At 65.9% G+C, this 18,115-nt stretch carries 14 protein-coding genes; 4 read left to right on the top strand and 10 right to left on the bottom strand.

The window, feature by feature from the left end:
- Positions 1-8 precede the first annotated feature (8 nt).
- Positions 9-326, top strand: a complete 318-nt coding sequence (locus ACVCNR_RS12940) for a hypothetical protein (protein WP_447075081.1) — start codon at positions 9-11, stop codon at positions 324-326.
- Here the strand turns inward: ACVCNR_RS12940 and ACVCNR_RS12935 are convergent.
- Positions 319-1,164, bottom strand: a complete 846-nt coding sequence (locus ACVCNR_RS12935) for a LysR family transcriptional regulator (protein ID WP_447075080.1) — start codon at positions 1,162-1,164, stop codon at positions 319-321. The genes ACVCNR_RS12940 and ACVCNR_RS12935 overlap by 8 nt on opposite strands.
- Positions 1,165-1,377: 213 nt before the next feature.
- Between ACVCNR_RS12935 and ACVCNR_RS12930 the strand changes: the two genes are divergently transcribed.
- From ACVCNR_RS12930 to ACVCNR_RS12920, 3 genes are all read left to right on the top strand, one after another.
- A complete protein-coding gene (locus tag ACVCNR_RS12930; RefSeq protein ID WP_447075079.1) occupies positions 1,378-2,046 on the top strand; it encodes a 5-formyltetrahydrofolate cyclo-ligase in 669 nt (222 codons plus the stop codon).
- 108 nt (positions 2,047-2,154) lie between these two features.
- Positions 2,155-3,753: a cytochrome c oxidase subunit I gene (gene ctaD / locus ACVCNR_RS12925; RefSeq protein WP_354195061.1), complete on the top strand. Its 1,599-nt coding sequence runs from the start codon at positions 2,155-2,157 to the stop codon at positions 3,751-3,753.
- Between the two features lie 229 nt (positions 3,754-3,982).
- Positions 3,983-5,092 (top strand): TRAP transporter substrate-binding protein, encoded by a 1,110-nt coding sequence (locus ACVCNR_RS12920; protein ID WP_447075078.1) that lies wholly within the window; start codon positions 3,983-3,985, stop codon positions 5,090-5,092.
- A gap of 82 nt (positions 5,093-5,174) precedes the next feature.
- Here ACVCNR_RS12920 and ACVCNR_RS12915 read toward each other — a convergent pair whose 3' ends face one another.
- The 9 genes from ACVCNR_RS12915 to soxA form a co-directional block, all read right to left on the bottom strand.
- Positions 5,175-6,944 (bottom strand): TRAP transporter large permease, encoded by a 1,770-nt coding sequence (locus tag ACVCNR_RS12915; protein WP_447075077.1) that lies wholly within the window; start codon positions 6,942-6,944, stop codon positions 5,175-5,177.
- On the bottom strand, positions 6,941-7,525 hold the full coding sequence (locus ACVCNR_RS12910; RefSeq protein ID WP_354195056.1) for a TRAP transporter small permease subunit: 585 nt from the start codon (positions 7,523-7,525) through the stop codon (positions 6,941-6,943). The genes ACVCNR_RS12915 and ACVCNR_RS12910 overlap by 4 nt, the downstream gene beginning before the upstream one ends.
- Before the next feature lie 215 nt (positions 7,526-7,740).
- The gene (locus tag ACVCNR_RS12905; protein ID WP_447075076.1) at positions 7,741-10,758 is read right to left on the bottom strand and encodes an aminotransferase class III-fold pyridoxal phosphate-dependent enzyme; all 3,018 of its coding nucleotides are present in this window, start codon (positions 10,756-10,758) and stop codon (positions 7,741-7,743) included.
- 200 nt (positions 10,759-10,958) lie between these two features.
- The gene (locus ACVCNR_RS12900; RefSeq protein WP_447075075.1) at positions 10,959-11,729 is read right to left on the bottom strand and encodes a helix-turn-helix transcriptional regulator; all 771 of its coding nucleotides are present in this window, start codon (positions 11,727-11,729) and stop codon (positions 10,959-10,961) included.
- Between the two features lie 136 nt (positions 11,730-11,865).
- Complete coding sequence (locus tag ACVCNR_RS12895; RefSeq protein ID WP_447075074.1) at positions 11,866-13,158, bottom strand: cysteine desulfurase-like protein; 1,293 nt, start codon at positions 13,156-13,158, stop codon at positions 11,866-11,868.
- 140 nt (positions 13,159-13,298) lie between these two features.
- Positions 13,299-14,003 carry a c-type cytochrome gene (locus tag ACVCNR_RS12890; protein WP_447075073.1) on the bottom strand — a complete coding sequence of 235 codons (705 nt, stop codon included), beginning with the start codon at positions 14,001-14,003 and terminating at the stop codon, positions 13,299-13,301.
- Complete coding sequence (soxC, locus tag ACVCNR_RS12885; protein ID WP_447075072.1) at positions 13,987-15,258, bottom strand: sulfite dehydrogenase; 1,272 nt, start codon at positions 15,256-15,258, stop codon at positions 13,987-13,989. The genes ACVCNR_RS12890 and soxC overlap by 17 nt, the downstream gene beginning before the upstream one ends.
- A gap of 105 nt (positions 15,259-15,363) precedes the next feature.
- On the bottom strand, positions 15,364-17,064 hold the full coding sequence (soxB, locus tag ACVCNR_RS12880) for a thiosulfohydrolase SoxB (protein WP_447075071.1): 1,701 nt from the start codon (positions 17,062-17,064) through the stop codon (positions 15,364-15,366).
- A 190-nt stretch (positions 17,065-17,254) separates the two neighbouring features.
- Complete coding sequence (soxA, locus tag ACVCNR_RS12875) at positions 17,255-18,115, bottom strand: sulfur oxidation c-type cytochrome SoxA (RefSeq protein ID WP_447075070.1); 861 nt, start codon at positions 18,113-18,115, stop codon at positions 17,255-17,257.

Here is an 18,115-nt window from a genome sequence, read left to right as displayed (position 1 = left end):
GTCGCACCATGAGGCGCGGGCGCGCAACCGGCGGCCATCGCACCCCCGGCGGCAACCGGCGGACCGAGCCGCAACCGGCGCCGACGGCGCATGTCGGCTGGGCCGATCTGTCGGCCGCCGAGCAGTCTGCGCTGAAACGCATGAACCGCGGCCCCTGCCCGGATCTCGACCCGGCATTGCTTGCGCGGCTGCTGGAGTTCGGCCTCGCCACGGAACGGCCGCAGGGCATCGGCATCAGCCGCGCGGGCCGCGAACTGGTGATCGAGGCGCTGCTCCACGCCCGCGAGGAGCACGATGCACGCGGGGAAAGGCAGGACATCACCTGACCACCGCCGCCAGCCCCTGCAAGGCGCCCCGCATCTCCTCGCGCTCGTCGCCCGCATCGGCATGGACGGCATAGACCGGATAGGTGAACTCCGGCGCGCCCTCGACCAGCTCCAGTTCGCCCGATTCGATATGGGGCAGGGCCGCACCCCGGCGGAAATAACCGCTGCCGCCGGTCCGCAATATGTAGCTGAGACCGAGCGGCCCGAGCCCCACCATCAGCCCCGGCTCGCCATGGGCGCCGGCCGGCTGGCCGCTGCCGCTGGCGAATTGCGGCCCCCAGTCGACATGGACGTAATCCGGAGGATCGCCGTCTTCGGGGCCGCCCGCGGTGCTGCGCACCATCACGAGCTGCTCTTCCTGCAACAGGCGCACGGTGAAGCCCGGCAGCAGCCGGGGCGCATAGAGCACGGCGATGTCCAGCACGCCGGTGCGCAACTGCTCGATCAACTGGTCCGGCATGCCGACATGGGCGCGGATGCCGGTCTGACGCCATGTCTTGCGCATCCACACCAGCCAGTCGAGCAGCAGCGGGTTCCACAGGCTGAGCTCGCCGCCGAGGGCGACGACCCCGGTCTTGCCCTCCGGAACGGCGAGCTGGTGGCGCGCCCGCTCCCAGATCTGCACCATGGACTGCGCATAGCGCTCGAATTCGCGGCCGGCCGGCGTCAGCTTGGCGCCGGTGCGGTTGCGCACGAAAAGCGGCCGGCCGACCTCGGCCTCCAGCGTGCGGATGCGGGCGCTGACCGTGGTCTGGGTGACGTTCAGACGGTCCGCCGCGCCCTGGAAGCTGCCGCAATGGATGATCTCCAGAAACGTCCGGGCCCGGTCGATATCCATGGCGCGCTCCATTTCAGTGCAATAATTTTGCACTCATACTGCATTTAATTCCGTTTGCCTTCTGCATTAATGGCGCGCACGCTTGGCTGACACAATCGGAGCGGGATGATTGTCCCTGCAGACCCATTTCGCCCCAGGTCTTGTTCTTGACGCATGATCTTGTCCGGAAAGCCTGCAACTTTTCGGGATCATGCCCTAGCCGGATTGCTGACGATGGCCGACGATCCCCAGAGCGAAATTGCAGAAAGCGAACCTGCGGAATACGCTTCGCCGCCCTGCTTCATGCATGAGCTCGATCCGGAATTTCACGCCATGCCAAGCCGTTCCGACGCCTGGAGCGACGTCATGCGCTGGCGCAAGGCCGAACGCGAACGCCTGATAGCCGAACGCATGGCCCTGGAGCCGGAGCAGCGCCATGCCCGCTCCATCCGCATCGCCAAGGCGCTCGACGCCGCCGTCGGCAAGGTCGCGGGGCGCATCGTCGGCACCTACTGGCCGTTCCGCGGCGAGCCGGACCTGCGCAACTGGGGCATCGGCATCATCGAACGCGGCGGCAGGCTGGCGCTGCCGGTCGTCATCCAGAAGGGCTGGCCGCTGGAATACCGGCTATGGGCGCCGGGCGACCCGCTGGAGCGCGGCGTGTGGAACATCCTGGTGCCGTCGCGCGGCCCTGCCGTGCTGCCGGACATCGTCATCGCCCCCGTCGTCGGCTTCGACGAGGCGCGCTATCGCCTCGGCTATGGCGGCGGCTTCTTCGACCGGACGCTGGCCGCCATGCCGCGCAAGCCGCTGACCATCGGCGTCGGCTACACGCCGGCCAGGATAAGGACGATCTATCCGCAGCCGCACGACATCCCGATGGACATGATCGTCACCGACTGATCGCGCATTGCGCAGGCAAGGCGCCTGTTCCCGACCGCGACGGCTCAAGCCGCCCCTTCCGAGACAGCCCCTGCGCAAGGCGGGACGGCAGAAAGGAAGGAAGTGAGCATGTCGGACACCACCCATGACGAAACCGCGCCCGGCCAGGGCTTCGTCACCCGATGGCTGTTTTCCACCAACCACAAGGACATCGGCACGCTCTACCTGATCCTGTCGATGCTGTGCGGCATTCTCGGCACCGGCCTTTCCGTCGCCCTGCGCATGGAGCTTCAGGAACCGGGACTGCAGATTTTCCTCGATCCCAGCCTCTACAACGTCGTCGTCACCGCCCACGGGCTGGTGATGATCTTCTTCGTCATCATGCCGGCGATGATCGGCGGCTTCGGCAACTGGTTCGTCCCGATCATGATCGGCGCGCCGGACATGGCCTTCCCGCGCATGAACAACATCTCGTTCTGGCTGCTGGTGGCCTCGCTCGTCCTGTTCATCATGTCGATGTTCGTGCCGGGCGCGCCGGGCGCCTCCGGCCATGGCGGCGGCTGGACGATGTATCCGCCCTTCTCCAGCTCCACCGGGCAGCCGGGGCCGGCGGTCGATCTCGTCATCCTGTCCATCCACCTGTCGGGTGCCTCCTCGATCCTCGGCGCCATCAACTTCATCACCACCATCTTCAACATGCGCGCGCCCGGCATGACGCTGCACCGCATGCCGCTGTTCGCCTGGGCCATGCTGGTCACCGCCTTCATGCTGCTTCTGTCGCTGCCGGTGCTGGCGGGGGCGATCACCATGATGCTCACCGACCGCAATTTCGGCACCACCTTCTTCGTGCCCTCCGGCGGCGGCGACCCGATCCTCTACCAGCACCTGTTCTGGTTCTTCGGGCATCCGGAAGTCTACATCATGATCCTGCCGGGCTTCGGCATCATCAGCCACGTCATCTCGACCTTCTCCAGGAAGCCGATCTTCGGCTATCTGGGCATGGCCTATGCCATGGTCGCCATCGGCGTGATCGGCTTCGTGGTGTGGGCGCACCATATGTTCACGGTCGGCCTATCGATCGAATCGCAGCGCTATTTCGCCTTCGCCTCGATGGTCATCGCGGTGCCCACCGGCATCAAGGTGTTCTCGTGGCTGGCGACGATGTGGGGCGGATCGATCACCTTCAAGGTGCCGATGCTGTGGGCGGCCGGTTTCGTGCTCTTGTTCACCATCGGCGGCGTGACCGGCGTCCAGCTCGCCAACCCCGGCGTCGACCGCCTGTTCCAGGATACCTATTACGTCGTGGCGCATTTCCACTACGTGCTGTCGCTGGGAGCGGCCTTCGCCATCTTCGCCGGGTTCTACTACTGGTTCCCGAAGATGACCGGCTACATGATGAGCGAGACGCTCGGCCGGCTGCATTTCTGGCTGATGTTCGTGGGCGTCAACCTCGTCTTCTTCCCGCAGCATTTCCTCGGCCTGTCCGGCATGCCGCGCCGCTATGCCGACTATCCCGACGCGATGGCCGGCTGGAACTTCATCTCCTCGATCGGCTCCTACATCTCGGCCGCCGGGCTGGTGGTGTTCTTCATCGCCGTGGCGGAAGCCTTCGCCCGCAAGCGCGCGGCGTCGGCGAACCCGTGGGGCGACGGCGCGACCACGCTGGAATGGACCCTGTCCTCGCCGCCGCCGCACCACCAGTTCAGCTCGCTGCCGCGCATCCGCTGAACCGGCACACCGCGCGCGCCCAGGCCGGATGGCGGGCATGCTCGCTGCCCGGCCTTAGACTATAGTTGCAGAGCCTGCCGCCACGTCCCCGATACGGCGCGGTAACGCTGGACACGACATCGGCGGCGTGTATTGTTTGCGCCGGCGGCCGCCGTGAGAAATCAAGGACTTCCAGTTGAATGTCCCTGCCTGGACGGCCGACATCGAGATCCGAAAAGGGAGGAACTTCATGGATCGCCGTTCATTCATCAGGAAGGCCGGCACGACCGGCGCGGGTGCCGTAGCGGCAAGCGCGGCGCTTGCCGCCCCGGCAATCGCGCAGACCAACCCGAAGATCACCTGGCGCATGGCGTCGTCCTTCCCCAAGTCGCTCGACACCATCTATGGCGGCGCCGAAGTGCTGTCGAAGATGCTGTCGGAGGCGACGGACGGCAATTTCCAGATCCAGGTCTTTGCCGCCGGCGAACTGGTGCCGGGCCTGCAGGCCGCCGACGCGACAAGCGCCGGCACCGTCGAGGCCGCCCATACGGTGGGCTACTACTACTGGGGCAAGGACCCGACCTGGGCGCTCGGCGCCGACGTTCCCTTCGCCCTCAACGCGCGCGGCCGCAACGCCTGGCAATATCATGGCGGCGGCATCGACCTGTTCAACGAGTTCCTCGACAAGCAGGGCCTGTTCGGCCTGCCGGGCGGCAACACCGGCACCCAGATGGGCGGCTGGTTCCGCAAGGAGATCAACACGCTGGAGGACATGAAGGGCCTGAAGATGCGCATCGGCGGCTTCGCCGGCAAGGTGGTGGAGAAGCTGGGCGTGGTGCCGCAGCAGCTCGCCGGCGGCGACATCTATCCGGCGCTGGAAAAGGGCACCATCGACGCCGCCGAATGGGTCGGCCCCTATGACGACGAGAAGCTCGGCTTCCAGAAGGTCGCGCCCTACTACTACTATCCCGGCTGGTGGGAAGGCGGCCCGACCGTCCACTTCATGTTCAACAAGGCAAAGCATGAGGAACTGCCGGCGACCTACAAGTCGCTGCTGCGGACGGCCTGTCAGGCGGCCGACGCCAACATGCTCCAGAAATACGACCACCTGAACCCGACGGCGGTGAAGTCGCTGGTGGCCAACGGGGCGCAACTGCGGCCGTTCAGCCAGGAAATCCTGTCGGCCTGCTTCGACGCGGCCAACGAGGTTTATGCCGAGATGACGGCATCCAACGCGGACTTCAAGAAGATCTGGGATTCCATCGTCGCCTTCCGCAAGGACCACTATCTGTGGGCGCAGGTGGCCGAGTACAATTTCGATACCTTCATGATGATCCAGCAGCGCAGCAACAAGCTGTAGTCGTCGCAGCCTCGCCGAACAGCGAAAAACCCCGGGGCGATGCTCCGGGGTTCTTGTTTTTTTCGATTCGCCTGCCCAAGGCTCAGTTGAAGCTGGGCGGCTGCGAAAGGTCGGGGGGTGCCGGGGTCGCCGGGGCGGGCGTCGCCGGGGCGGGCGTCGATGGAGCCGGCGCAGGCGTTCCCGGCGCGGGGGCCGGCGCGCCGCCCAGCGGCGGCAGGCCGAAACCGCCGCCAAGGCCGGGAAGCTCCGGCATCTTGAATTCGATCGTGGCCGGATCGACGACCTTGCCCTTGTAGTGCATGACCATTGCGGGGAAGGCGATGGTCAGCGCGATCATGAGAATCTGGATGCCGACGAAGGGCACCGCGCCCCAGTAGATCTGGCCGGTTGTGACCGGCGCGATCTTCTTGCCGGTGATCTTGTCGATATAGGGCACGCGCGCGGCCACCGAGCGCAGATAGAACAGGGCGAAGCCGAAGGGCGGGTGCATGAAGCTGGTCTGCATGTTGACGCCCAGGATCACGCCGAACCAGATCAGGTCGATGCCGAGCCGTTCGGCAGCCGGAGCCAGCAGCGGCACGATGATGAAGGCCAGTTCGAAGAAATCGAGGAAGAAGGCCAGCAGGAAGACCAGGATCGAGACGACGATGAGGAAGCCCAGTTCGCCGCCCGGCAGCGAGACCAGCAGGTGCTCCACCCACAGATGGCCGTTGACGCCGTAGAAGGTGAGCGAGAAGACGCGCGCGCCGATCAGGATGAACAGCACGAAGGACGACAGCCGCGTGGTCGAGGCCAGCGCCTGCCGGATCAGGTCGAGCGAGAGCCGGCCCTTGGCGGCGGCCATCACCAGCGCACCCACCGCGCCCATGGCGCCGCCCTCGGTCGGCGTGGCGATGCCGAGGAAGATGGTGCCGAGCACGAGGAAGATCAGCGCCAGCGGCGGGATCAGCACGATCACCACCTGCTGGGCGAGCTTCGACATCATATTGATGTTGAGGCCCTTGTCGGCGATCGCCACCAGATAGATGGCGACGACGCCCACCGTGGCGCCCAATATGTCGGCATTGGTGCCGTGGGCTGGCTCCAGATAGTGATAGGCGCCCCAGCCGACGGCACCGGCTAACAGCAGCGCCACGACCAGCGACGTGATGCCGTGGCCGAGGGTGCGCGCTTCGGGCGGCAGGGCCGGCATGGAGTTCGGCCGGATGATCGACATGACCAGCACGTAGAGCATGTAGAGGCCGGTCAGCACCAGGCCGGGAATGAGCGCGCCCTTGTACATGTCGCCGACCGAGCGGCCGAGCTGGTCGGCCAGCACGATCAGCACCAGCGAGGGCGGGATGATCTGGGCCAGCGTGCCCGAGGCGGCGATGACACCCGAGGCGATGCGCCGGTCGTAGCCGTAGCGCAGCATGATCGGCAGCGAGATGAGGCCCATGGCGATGACCGAGGCGGCCACCACGCCGGTGGTCGCCGCCAGGAGCGCACCGACCAGGATGACCGCATATGCAAGCCCGCCGCGGATCGGCCCGAAAAGCTGGCCGATCGTGTCGAGCAGGTCCTCGGCCATGCCCGAGCGCTCCAGCACGATGCCCATGAAGGTGAAGAAGGGAATGGCCAGCAGCGTCTCGTTTGCCATGACGCCGCCGTAGAAGCGTTCGGGCAGCGCATAGAGCAATGGCCAGGACAGGTTGATCGAACCGCCCGACAGCGGGGCCAGTTCGACGCCGACGAAGAAGAACAAAAGCCCGTTGGCGGCAAGGGCGAAAGCGACGGGGTAGCCGATCAACAGGAAGAAGATCAGCGAGACGAACATGATCGGCGCCATGTTCTGCGCAATGAATTCGATCATGAACGGACCTCGTCGGCCAGCGTCTTGGCCTCGATCTCCGCCTGTTCATGCGCCGACACGAAGGGGTTGGGATCGTCCATCCTGCCGCGCATGATGGCGATCTTCTTGATGATCTCGGAAATGCCCTGCACGGCGAGCAGGAAGAAGCCGACCAGCAAAAGCGCCTTGGCCGGCCAGATGATCAGGCCGCCGGCATTGGTCGACATCTCGCCGCTGCGGAAGGAGCGCAGCGCATAGGGCACGAGGTAGTAGACCATCAGCAGCGTGAACGGCATCAGGAAGAAGATATGGCCCAGAAGGTCGATCCAGTGCTGCACGCGTCGCGACCACAGGCCGTAGACGACATCGATGCGGATGTGCTCGTTCTGCTTGAGCGTATAGGCGGCGGCCAGCAGGAAGGCGGCGCCGAACAGATACCATTGCAGTTCCAGCCAGGCGTTCGACGACATGTTGAACGTCTTGCGCACGACCGCGTTGATGGAACTGACCAGGATCGACGCCAGGATCAGCCACGACACCCATTTGCCGATGGCTTCGTTGACGCGGTCAATCATCCGCGACAGCGCGAGAAGCGCTTCCATGCAAGTCCTCCCTGATGCGGCCGCGCCTGTTCTCCCGAATCTTCTCGGCGCGCCTGTGGGCTGAAACCTATGACTTGCGTGGTCGTACCGGTCAACAGAAGAGGCGCAAGCTTCCCGCGCCAACGCCCGAAACGCGCAAGGTCATGCGACGAAAGTCTGATCCGGCCGGAAGCACATGGCGGTTCCAGCCGGCGACGGGCATGGATGGCCGGCTCTCAGGGCTTTGTGGCGCGCAATGCCGTGCCGGCCTCCTTCAGGCACAGGTCGAGCCGGTCGAGCAGCATGTCGACATCGTCGGCCCCGATCGTCAGCGGCGGCCGGATCTTCAGAATGTTGTCGGCCGGCCCTTCGCGGCCGACGAGGATACGCAGGTCGCGCAGCCGGTTCGTCACATAGTCGGCCACGTCCGTCGCGGGATTGCGGCTTTCGCGGTCGGTGACCAGGTCGAGCCCGGTGAACAGGCCGATGCCGCGCACATCCCCCACCACCTCGTGGCGCCCGCCCAGCTCGCGCATGCCGGAAAGCAGCCGTTCGCCCATGCGCCGCGCATTCCCCTGCAAGTCCTCGTCGTCGACGATGTCGAGCACTTCGGCGGCGATGCGGCAGGACAGGTTGGAGCCGCCGAAGGTGGAGAAATATTCCGGCCCTTCGGCAAAGCGTTCGGCGATCGCGCGCGTGGTGATGACGGCACCGACCGGATGGCCGTTGCCGAGCGGCTTGCCCAGCACGACGATATCGGGCCGCACCTTCTGCTGCTCGAAGCCGAAGTAGAAATCGCCCAGCCGCCCGAGCCCGGTCTGCACCTCGTCGGCAATGCAGATGCCGCCGGCGGCGCGGATTCGCCGGTAGACTTCGGCGAGATAGCCTTGCGGAGGGATGATCTGGCCGCCGACACTGGGGAAGGTCTCGGCGATGAAGCCGGCCAGCCGGCCGCCGCCCTGTTCGATTTCGGCAAGTGCCGCGTCCACCTGCCCGGCATAGCGGCGGGCGCGGTCCGGATCGTCGCGGCGGAAACGGCCGCGATAGTCGTCGGCCACATCGACGAGGTGCACCCATGGCCGGCGGCCATGCATGCCCGGCTTGTTGAACTTGTAGGCGGAGATGTCGATCGCGCCGGTGGTGTTGCCGTGATAGCCGTGATCGGGCGTCACGATGTCGTAGCCGCCGCTGGCGGCACGCGCCAGCCGCAGCGCCAGCTCGTTGGCCTCCGAACCGGAGTTGACGAAGAAGCAGATTTCCAGCTCCTGCGGCAGCCTGGCGGTCAGGCGCTCGGCCAGCGCCGTCTGGGCGGGATGCAGGTAGCGGGTGTTGGAATTCATGCGGGCCAGCTGGTCGCAGGCCACGGCCCGGATACGCGGATGCGCATGGCCGACATGCGGCACATTGTTGTAGGCATCGAGATAGGGCCGGCCCATCTCGTCGAAGAGATGATGCCGCCAGCCGCGCAGGAAGGTGACCGGCCGCCGGTAGCTGAGCTTGAGGTTGGAGCCGAAGCGCGCCCTGCGTTCGGCAAGCAGTTCGGCGGTATCGACGGGCGTGCAGGCGACCCTCTCCTCGGGCAGGTTGAGCAGGGCCGCAGGATTGGGGCACAGCGCCCGCCACAGCACCCAGTCGTCGGGATCCGCGACGCCCGGCCAGTCGTGCCCCATGCCGTCCAGCGTCAGCGCGAGCTGGAAGTGCAGATGCGGTTCCCAGCCGCCATTGCCTTGCGGCGCGCCGAGCTTCGCGAACACGGCGCCGGCCGCGACCTCATCTCCAACTTTCAGGCTGTCACACACGGCCGGGTCGAGGTGGCCGTAGAGCGCATAGAAGACTTCGCCTGCGCCGGTGCGATGCTCCATTATGACGACGCCGCCATAGTCGAGCGGATTGGCACGGTATTCCACCATCGCCACCTTGCCGGCCAGCGGCGCATGCACGGCCTGTCCGGCCGGCGCGAAGATATCGACCGCCATGTGCACGGTGCGTCGGTTCGATGCCTTCCACGGTCCCTTGCGGAAGGCCCGGTCGGTGTAGACCAGCCGCGGTTCGCCATAGCGGCCGAGGCGGATGCGATCATCCACGGCACCGGTCAGGCGACGCGCCTCATCCGCGCGCAGGTCGAAGGGGTTCTCCGGCAGGATGCTGTCTTCGACGGCAAGGCTGACCACCTCGGCCTCGTCCAGATCGACACCCAGCACCGGCGCGAAGCCGCCGCGATTGGCATCGAGCCATGCCAGAATCCGTTCGGCGTTGTCCGTTACCGGCAAGCCGCAGGCCGCGCGCAGCCGGGCGCCGATCAGCGCGCCGTCGATTGCCTTGTTCTCCAACAGCCGCCAGGCCGGCGCCTGCGATATGGTCACATAGGGATCGTCGGGACGGCCCACGGCTTCTATGGCCGAATTGACCACGCTGACCGCCAGCCGCATGCGCAGCAGCGGCCAGATCAGCTCGATGTCCTCGGTGGCAAGCGGCGCAACGGCATGATAGCCGGCAATAAGCGCGGCAAGGGCCGCCTCCGGCGTCTCATGGTCAAGGATCGCATAGGCGGCGGCGATGGCGAGGCCGCAGATGCGCGGGCCGACCGTCATGTCGCCGAAATCGATGAGGCCGCTGATCCGCGCCGGCACGGTGAGACCGGGCACGACAAGGATGTTGTAGTCGTTGAGGTCGTTGTGAAGCGCCTGCGCCGACAGCGCCGCAAGGCGCGGGAAAATCCGGTCGTAATCGGCCAGGATGGCGGCGACCAATTGCCGGCGCTCGCCGTCCAGAACGTCGAGACGGTTCCTGATCCAGCCAGCCCGCAACAGGTCCCATTTGGCCGCCTCGGTGGCAGGTTGCAGCGCAAAGTCCTCCAGGGCGCGGTCGAGCCGCGCCGCCAGCGCGCCCAGTTCGGCCAGCACCGCCGGCTGTTGCGGCCCGGCCTCGCCCATGGCGATGCCGTCGAGCGCCCGCTGCACCCAGACGATCCGCGATTGCCCCTCGTCGTCCCGCACGGCCTGCCACGGCAATCCATCCGGGAAGGAAAGAACCGGCGGCAGCGGCAGGCCCGGATCGGCGGCGCTTGCATGGGCGAGCGCGGCGCATTGGCGTTCGACCAGCGCAGGCTCGCCGCGCTGGCGCATCGCCTTGACGATGACATCGCCGTCAGCGGTGGCCGCGCGGAAGTTCAGGTCATGCTCGCCGCCGAGCTGCCGGAGCGGACCGCCGATGCCGAGCGGCTTCAGCACCTCCAGCAGCCAATCATGCCTCATAGCCTGCCCGTCCATAATCACGCTCCTGCATTTCCCGGCCTGCTCCTACTTCAGCCCAGACCCGCGATGTTATCCACCCAAAGGAGGACATGCGCCTAAAGCGCGTCGCGATCCTTCGGATTCGCTCCTTGCGCTTTATGCTGTTGCTTTTACGCATGTCGTTATCCCGAAACCGATTCCCGCTTTCGGGCGACATGCCCCTATCTGCGCTCGGGGAGCAACGCATCCTTTTCCTGCAACGAGCGGATGAACAGCGAAAACAGCTCCTGCTGGGTGGCGAGGCCGAGCTTGGCGTAGAGGTTCTGGCGATGGGTCTTCACCGTGGTGATGGAGATGCCGAGATTGCGGGCGATCGATTCGCCCGAATGGCCCTTGAGGATCATGTGCGCCACCTCGCATTCGCGCGGGCTTAGCTTGCCCTTGCCGAAATCCTCCAGCAGATGGTCGAGCGGCGAAGCCCGCCCGCCCTGCCGTACCCGGCGCGGACGGTGCTGCCAGATGCGCCTGTAGATGGCGCCGATCAGCGGCTCGAGGGCTTGCAGCAAAGCGCAATCCGGCTCGGCGAAACCGCCCCGGCCCGCCTGCCGGTAGAGGCTGATTTCGCCCAGGTCCCCCTGCGGCAGTTCGATGGCGATCACCACCTCCTCCATGCCGGCCGGCCAGCCATGGGTGAGGTAGCCCAGCTCCTCGTCGTCCTGGCGGCGGACCTTGAACTGGCGATAGTGGTCGGACGAGAAATAATTGTCCGGCGCCAGTTCGCGCAGGCGATGGACGCCCGCCCTCAGACCGGCCAGATAGGCGTTGTAGACCGGATTGAGGATATAGGTGCCTTCCAGATAGAGCTGCATCGCCTGCTTGGCGGCGCGGCCGGTGAAGGTATCGACGACATGGTCGGGCGGGCCGTCCCGGTGGTAGACGACGGACATGGCGAACGCATAGGGCACGACGCTGCCGATGGCATCCAGCAGCATCTGCGGGGCCTCGGCGCGTTCACAATGATCAAGTGCCCGCGCGGCATGAGCGCTGAATGCCGATGCCGCGCCGTTCCCGAATTCCGCAGTCAATGGAGCCTGTTCCCTGACGGGCCGGACAACAGGCCCTTGCCGGTCAGGCTAGCACGGCCGCATCGCGCCCAACAAGCTCGCCCCCGACCAGTTCACTCAGGGCAGCGAGCGTGCGCTCGACCTCGTCCATGGTGTTGTAGTGGGCGAGCCCCAGCCGCACCACGCCTTCGCTCTCGTCGAGTTCCAGGAGACGCGACGGCTCCAGCGCATAGTTATGGCCCGACCAGGCCCAGATGCCGCGCTTCGCCAGCCCCTCGGCGATGGCATGGGTGGATATGCCGGCATGGGTGAAGGACACGGTGGGCACGCGATGGCGCAGCGCCGCCGGATCGGTGATGCCCTGAACGGTGACGCCCGGCAAGGCCAGCAGCCCTTCGATGAGACGGCTGGTCAGCACGTCCTCATAGGCGGTGAAGCTGCGATAGGCGCCCTCGATCTTCCGGCGGCGCGACCCTGCATGGCCGGTCGCCTCGCCCAGCCATTCCAGATAGGAAGCGGTGGCGGCAAGGCCGGCCAGAAGCTCGGTCTGCGGCGTGCCCGCCTCGAAGCGGCCGGGCAGTTCCTCCGTGGCGCAGCGCACCTTGTAGGGCTCCAGCATGGCCAGCAGTTCCTCGCGCCCCCACAGCACGCCCAGATGCGGGCCGAAGAACTTGTAGGACGAGCAGACGAGGACATCGCAGACGAGCGCCTGCACGTCCGGCAGGCGGTGCGGCACCAGTTGCACGGCATCGACATAGACCAGAGCTCCGGCCTTCTTCGCCAGCGCCGCAAGCGCGGCGACATCGTTGACCGAGCCGGTCATGTTGCTGGACGCGTTGAGCGCCAGCAGCTTCGTGCGCTCGCTCAGCAGCGGTTCCAGATCGGCCGGCTCGATGCGCCAGCTCTTGCGGTTGAAGGGCAGCCATTTCACCGTCAGGCCAAGGTCGCGGGCCAGAAGCAGCCAGGGCGAGACGTTGCCCTCATGGTCCATCTGGGTGAGGATGATCTCGTCGCCCGGCTTGAACAGGCGGCCGATAGAGCGCGACAGGTGCAGCGTCAGCGCCGTCATCGACTGGGCGATGACGATCTCGCGATGCGAAGCCGCGCCCAGCATGTCGGCCATCGCCTGATGGCCGTCGAGCCACAGCCTCTCCGCCCGCTTCGAACCGTCGAAGAAGCCGCCGAGATTGTGGGTGGCGGTCGCCATGGCATCGGCCACGGCATCGATCACCTGCTGCGGAACCAGCGTGCCGGCCGGATTGTCGAAATAGACCGGCGGGTTCTCCAGCTTCGACAGGGCCGGAAAACGGCTCCGCACCTGATCGATGGGGAAAGCGGGAAGAGTGTGCACGGTCATGGCTCGCCTCGACAGCTAGGGCAAAGGAAAAGGGCCGCAGCATCTGCCGCGACCCCATGGTCCTAGCTCATTGCCGGCACGGGCAACATCATCCCCAAGGTGGAGGGCGGCCCGTTGCGACACGCCGGCCTGCGATGGCGTCAGTCGATGCCCCCTTGCGGGGCGTCCTTGTCGTCGGCGTTCTCGGGCGTCACGTCCAGAACCGCCGCATGCATGGTGATCTCGGCCTTGCCCGGCTTGCAATCGCTCATGCAGGGCTTGGACTTGTCGGCATAATGCGGCTCGCTCTCGCGGTCGTCATCGATGAAGTTGTCCACGTTGGGCAGCTTGATCGAGGTGAAATTCTCCTTCGACAGCTCAAAATCCTCGTCGTCGACGATGTCGTTGAGGTAGAGCAGATAGGCGGTCAGCGCATAGACGTCGTCGTCCGACAGCGAGCGCGCATTGCCGAAGGGCATGGCGCGGCGCACATAGTCGTAGACGGTCGACAGATAGGGCCAGTAGGAGCCGATGGTCTTTTCCGGGCGCTCGTCCTCCAGCGTGCCCTGCCCGCCCGCCAGGACCGGCCAGCGGTCAATGGCCTCGCCGAAATCGCCATGGCAGGAAGCGCAGTTCTCGTCATAGACCGCCATGCCTTCCGCAGCGGTGCCGCGCCCTTCCGGCAGGCCCTGCCCGTCGGGGCGCACATCGATGTCCCAGGCGGCGACCTCCTCCGGCGTGGCGAGGCGGCCGATGCCGAGCTTGCCGCCGGCGGGCGCCTCGGCGGCAGCCTGCCCGCCGATGGCGGCGGCAGCCGTTCCCAGAAGCAGGCTGGCGGCGAAACCGAGTTTAAGAAATCTCGACATTCTCGATCACTCCGTCGGTGCCGACATGCCAGGTCTGGATGCCATTGTTGTGATAGATGGAGTTGGGGCCGCGCACCGCGCGCAACTGCTCCTTGGTCGGCTGTACGAAGCCCTTGTCGTCGATGGCCCGCGACTGGAGAAACAGCTCGGAGCCGTCCCAGTCGAATTCGTGGTAGAAGCGGTGCAGCGCCATGGGCAGGCTCGGCCCGTCGATGCGCGCCGTATGCCAGTTGCGGCCGCCGTCGACCGACACGTCGACCCGGCTGATCGCCCCGTTGCCCGACCAGGCGAGGCCCGACAGCACCATCGGCCCCTTGCCATGGGTGACCGGCGCCTGCGGGCTCGGATTGGTGATGACCGACTTCACGTCCATCACCCAGGTGAAGCGCCGCGCCTTGCCGTCGGCGAGCAGGTCCGTGTATTTCGAGGTTTCCTCGCGCTGCTGCCAGGGCTGGTCGCCGACCTCGAGCCGGCGCAGCCATTTGATCCACATATTGCCTTCCCAGCCCGGAACGACGAGGCGAATAGGGTAGCCCTGTTCCGGGCGCAGCGCCTCGCCATTCATGGCAAAGGCCACCATGCAGTCGTCCAGCGCCTTTTCCATCGGGATCGAGCGGGTCATGGCGGAAGCGTCGGCGCCCTCGGCCAGCAGCCACTTGCCTTCCGTCTTCACGCCCGCTTCCTCAAGCAGGTGCTTCAGGCGCACGCCGGTGTAGGCCACACAATGGACCATGCCATGGGTGAACTGACAGCCATTGAGCTGGGAGCCGCGCCATTCCATGCCGGAATTGGCGGCGCATTCGAGGAAGTAGATGCGGTTTTCGCGCGGGAAGCGCTTGAGATCGGCCATGGTGAAGACCAGAGGCCGCTCGACCAGACCGTTGATCATCAGCCGGTGGGCGGCCGGGTCGATCTCGGCGATGCCGCCATGGTGGCGCTCGAAGCACAGGCCGTTCGGCGTGATGATGCCGTCCAGCTCATGCAGCGGCGTGAAGTTCACCGACGAGATGGAATCGGAGGTCAGCCACGGCACGTTCTTGCGCACCACATGGGCCTCGAACTGGGACGGCTGGCCATAGGGGCGCGCGTCGACGCCGTCGCCGGGGTAGCGGTTCCAGTCCTGGATCTCGGTGATGACCTCCTCGCTCTCGCCCGCGCGGGCCATGCCGGTGGCGGCCAGAGCGGCGGCGCCCATCAGCCCGCCGGTAAGGAAGCCGCGCCGGGAGGGAGACAGCGTGTCCTGCCGCTCAGCCATGATGTCCTCCAGATAGGTGTTTCATCAATTCTAACATATGAATTTTTCTATGTATACGGCAGCAAAACAGCCGGCATAAAGCCGGCCGCTTTTCCACATGCGCGGTCAGGCGACGACCTTGACGGTCCTCTCGTCGGGCACGGAAACCGTGCCCTTGCCGGTGATGTAGCTTTCCATCAGGTCATAGATGGCCGGGCCTTCGGTGCCCTCGTTGACCGACGCCCAGCCGCCGACGACATAGGTGCCCGCCGGATCGATGGGCTCGCCGGTCGCGACCAGCTTCATGTCGGAGATGCGGTTGCCGATCGTCTCGTTCACCGTGCAGGTGTAGGTCATGCCGCCGACGCGGACCATGTCGCCGCCCTGCTGCAAAAACGGATCGGGGTTGAAGAGGTTGTCGCAGACATCCTCCAGCACTTCCTTGAGCTGGGCGCCGGTCATCTCGCTGCGGTAGACGGCGGGGTAGTTCATCGAGGTCTCGGTGTAGAGGTCCTCGATGGTAATGTCCTGGCCGGGCAGCAGCGTCGTGCCCCAGCGGAAGCCGGGCGAGAGCGCGATCTGGGTGTCACGCTCCTCCATGATGCCGCGGCAGATGAGGTCGTCCCAGGTGCCGTTGAAATTGCCGCGCCGGTAGAGCAGCGTGTCGGTCTTGCCTATGACGCGCGCCAGCTCGTCCTTGTAGGGCGCGCGCACTTCCTCGATCTTCGCCGCCATCCCGGCGTCGGGCGCGATCACGTCGGAGAAGACAGGGATCAGCTTCGAGCTGTAGCCCGTGACCTTGCCCCCGGACACTTCCAGGTCGATGCGGCCGAGATACTTGCCGTGCGAGCCGGACGACATGACGAGCGTGTCCTCCACCTGCAACGCCACCGGCACCGCGTCATGGGTGTGGCCGGTGAGGATCACGTCGATGCCCTTGACCACGCTGCACAGCTTGCGGTCGACGTCGAAGCCGTTGTGCGAGATCAGCACCACGATCTCCGCGCCCGCCTCGCGGGCGGCATCGACATTGGCCTGCAATACATCCGGGCGGATGCCGAACGACCATTTGGGGAACATCCAGCGCGGGTTGGCGATCGGCGTGTAGGGCATGGCCTGGCCGATCACCGCCACCTGCACGCCGCCCTTCTCGAACATGGCCGTGTTGTCGAAGGCCGGCTCGTCCCACTCCGCATCGAAGATGTTGGAGGCAAGGAAGGGATAGCCCATGCTCTCGATGATCTCGAGGAAGCGCTCCTCGCCGAAGGTGAACTCCCAATGGCCGGTCATGGCGTCGGGCTTCAGCAGCTTCATGCACTCGACCATGTCCTGGCCGTTGGTCTTGAGCGAGGTGTAGGAGCCCTGCCAGGTGTCGCCGCCGTCGAGGAACAGCACCTTGTCCTCGCCGCGCTCGGCGCGGATGGCCTTGACCAGGGTGGCGGTGCGGTCGAGCCCGCCCATGCGGCCATAGGCGCGGGCAAGATCGACATAGTCGAGGAAGGTGTGGGCGTAGGCAAGCGGACTGCCGGCCTCGATGCCGAACTCCTTCAGGAAGGCCTCGCCCACCAGATGCGGCGGAATGCCGGCATAGGCGCCGACGCCGATATTGGTGTCCGGCGGCCGGAAATAGAGCGGCATGAGCTGGGCATGCACGTCGGTGAAATGCAGCAGCGTCACCTGCCCCTTGGAATCGAAACCGAGCAGGTCGTCCTGGGTGAGTTTCTGCTGCGCCAGCGCGCGGGTGGGGTTCGAAAGATAACCGGCCGCGCCCAGCGCCATGCCGGCATTGGCCGCGAATTGCAGAAAATCCCGACGGGTATAAGTCATGCTTGCCTCTTCAGGGCGTCTCCGCCCGGAACGTCTGTCCCTTCCGGCCGCTTGCACGGCCGGTGCTCATTGCCAGATCGCCGCTTTCGCTAGGGCGGCGGGCGCCCGAACAAATTCGGGATGCCCTCTATCCGTTTGTTTTCGCAGCACTTATGCGACATCAAGTGATTCCACTTGACTGCAAAATGCCCTATTGCCTGACGGCGGGCGTCTCCACCGACAGGCCGGTGCCACGCCAGGTCACATAGACCTCCAGCGCCATCAGCTCGTCGGAGAAGGCCTTCGGCATTTCCGCACGCGTGTCGCGCACGCAGCCGCGGAAACGGTTGTGCAGCGAAACCATGCCGGCCGTGTTGAAGCGATAGGTGGGGAAGCCGTTGGCCTGCCCCTGGCTGAGATGGTCGGCGCGGATATATTTGCCCATCGACGCCTCGTGGCACGAAGCGCAGGCGAGATTGAGCTGGCCGGTGCGGGTGTAGTAGGATTGCTTGCCCTTCTCCCACCAGCTCTGCATCTCGCCCTCGGAAAGGTCGAGCTTGACCGGCGTGCCCAGCGACTGGTGCTTGATGTAGGCGGTGAGCGCCACCTGGTCGGGATCGTCGAACTTGTAAGCTTCCGCCCCCATGTTCTCGACCCGGCACTTGTCGATCTGCAGCTCGACATTGATCGGCTTGCCCGAATCCGCATCCCATTTCGGGAAGCGGGCACCCACGCCCTTCATCGTTTCGGCCGCGTCGTCGTGGCAGGAGGCGCAGGACTTGCCCATGGTGCCATCCACCGTCTCCCACACATCGGCGCCGCGCTCGACCGAGAGCATGCCGGGGTTCTCGAAGGAGTCGGCCTGCGTGGCGCGGGTCTCGGCCTCGCGGAACAGCCAGCCCGACAGCACCTCGTCGAACGGATGGCCTTCCGGCGCCGGCGCGCGGGTGATCATCTCCACGCCGTCGATCTCGAGCGCCTCGTCGACCGGATCGGCGAACGAGACGCTCGCCGTCAGCGCCGCGACACCTGCACAAAGAGCGGACAATGCCGCGATGGAACGTCTGCTCAC

This window comes from Aquamicrobium terrae (genome assembly GCF_052978165.1).
The sequence above is the reverse complement of the archived record's forward strand: the minus strand, read 5'-3'. Positions and strand labels throughout refer to the sequence as shown.

Coding starts and splice junctions, on each gene's coding strand:
- ACVCNR_RS12940 (WP_447075081.1), top strand. CDS start 9: ATGAGGCGCGGGCGCGCAACCGGCGGCCATCGCACCCCCGGCGGCAAC.
- ACVCNR_RS12935 (WP_447075080.1), bottom strand. CDS start 1,164: ATGGATATCGACCGGGCCCGGACGTTTCTGGAGATCATCCATTGCGGC.
- ACVCNR_RS12930 (WP_447075079.1), top strand. CDS start 1,378: ATGGCCGACGATCCCCAGAGCGAAATTGCAGAAAGCGAACCTGCGGAA.
- ctaD (WP_354195061.1), top strand. CDS start 2,155: ATGTCGGACACCACCCATGACGAAACCGCGCCCGGCCAGGGCTTCGTC.
- ACVCNR_RS12920 (WP_447075078.1), top strand. CDS start 3,983: ATGGATCGCCGTTCATTCATCAGGAAGGCCGGCACGACCGGCGCGGGT.
- ACVCNR_RS12915 (WP_447075077.1), bottom strand. CDS start 6,944: ATGATCGAATTCATTGCGCAGAACATGGCGCCGATCATGTTCGTCTCG.
- ACVCNR_RS12910 (WP_354195056.1), bottom strand. CDS start 7,525: ATGGAAGCGCTTCTCGCGCTGTCGCGGATGATTGACCGCGTCAACGAA.
- ACVCNR_RS12905 (WP_447075076.1), bottom strand. CDS start 10,758: ATGAGGCATGATTGGCTGCTGGAGGTGCTGAAGCCGCTCGGCATCGGC.
- ACVCNR_RS12900 (WP_447075075.1), bottom strand. CDS start 11,729: ATGCTGCTGGATGCCATCGGCAGCGTCGTGCCCTATGCGTTCGCCATG.
- ACVCNR_RS12895 (WP_447075074.1), bottom strand. CDS start 13,158: ATGACCGTGCACACTCTTCCCGCTTTCCCCATCGATCAGGTGCGGAGC.
- ACVCNR_RS12890 (WP_447075073.1), bottom strand. CDS start 14,003: ATGTCGAGATTTCTTAAACTCGGTTTCGCCGCCAGCCTGCTTCTGGGA.
- soxC (WP_447075072.1), bottom strand. CDS start 15,258: ATGGCTGAGCGGCAGGACACGCTGTCTCCCTCCCGGCGCGGCTTCCTT.
- soxB (WP_447075071.1), bottom strand. CDS start 17,064: ATGACTTATACCCGTCGGGATTTTCTGCAATTCGCGGCCAATGCCGGC.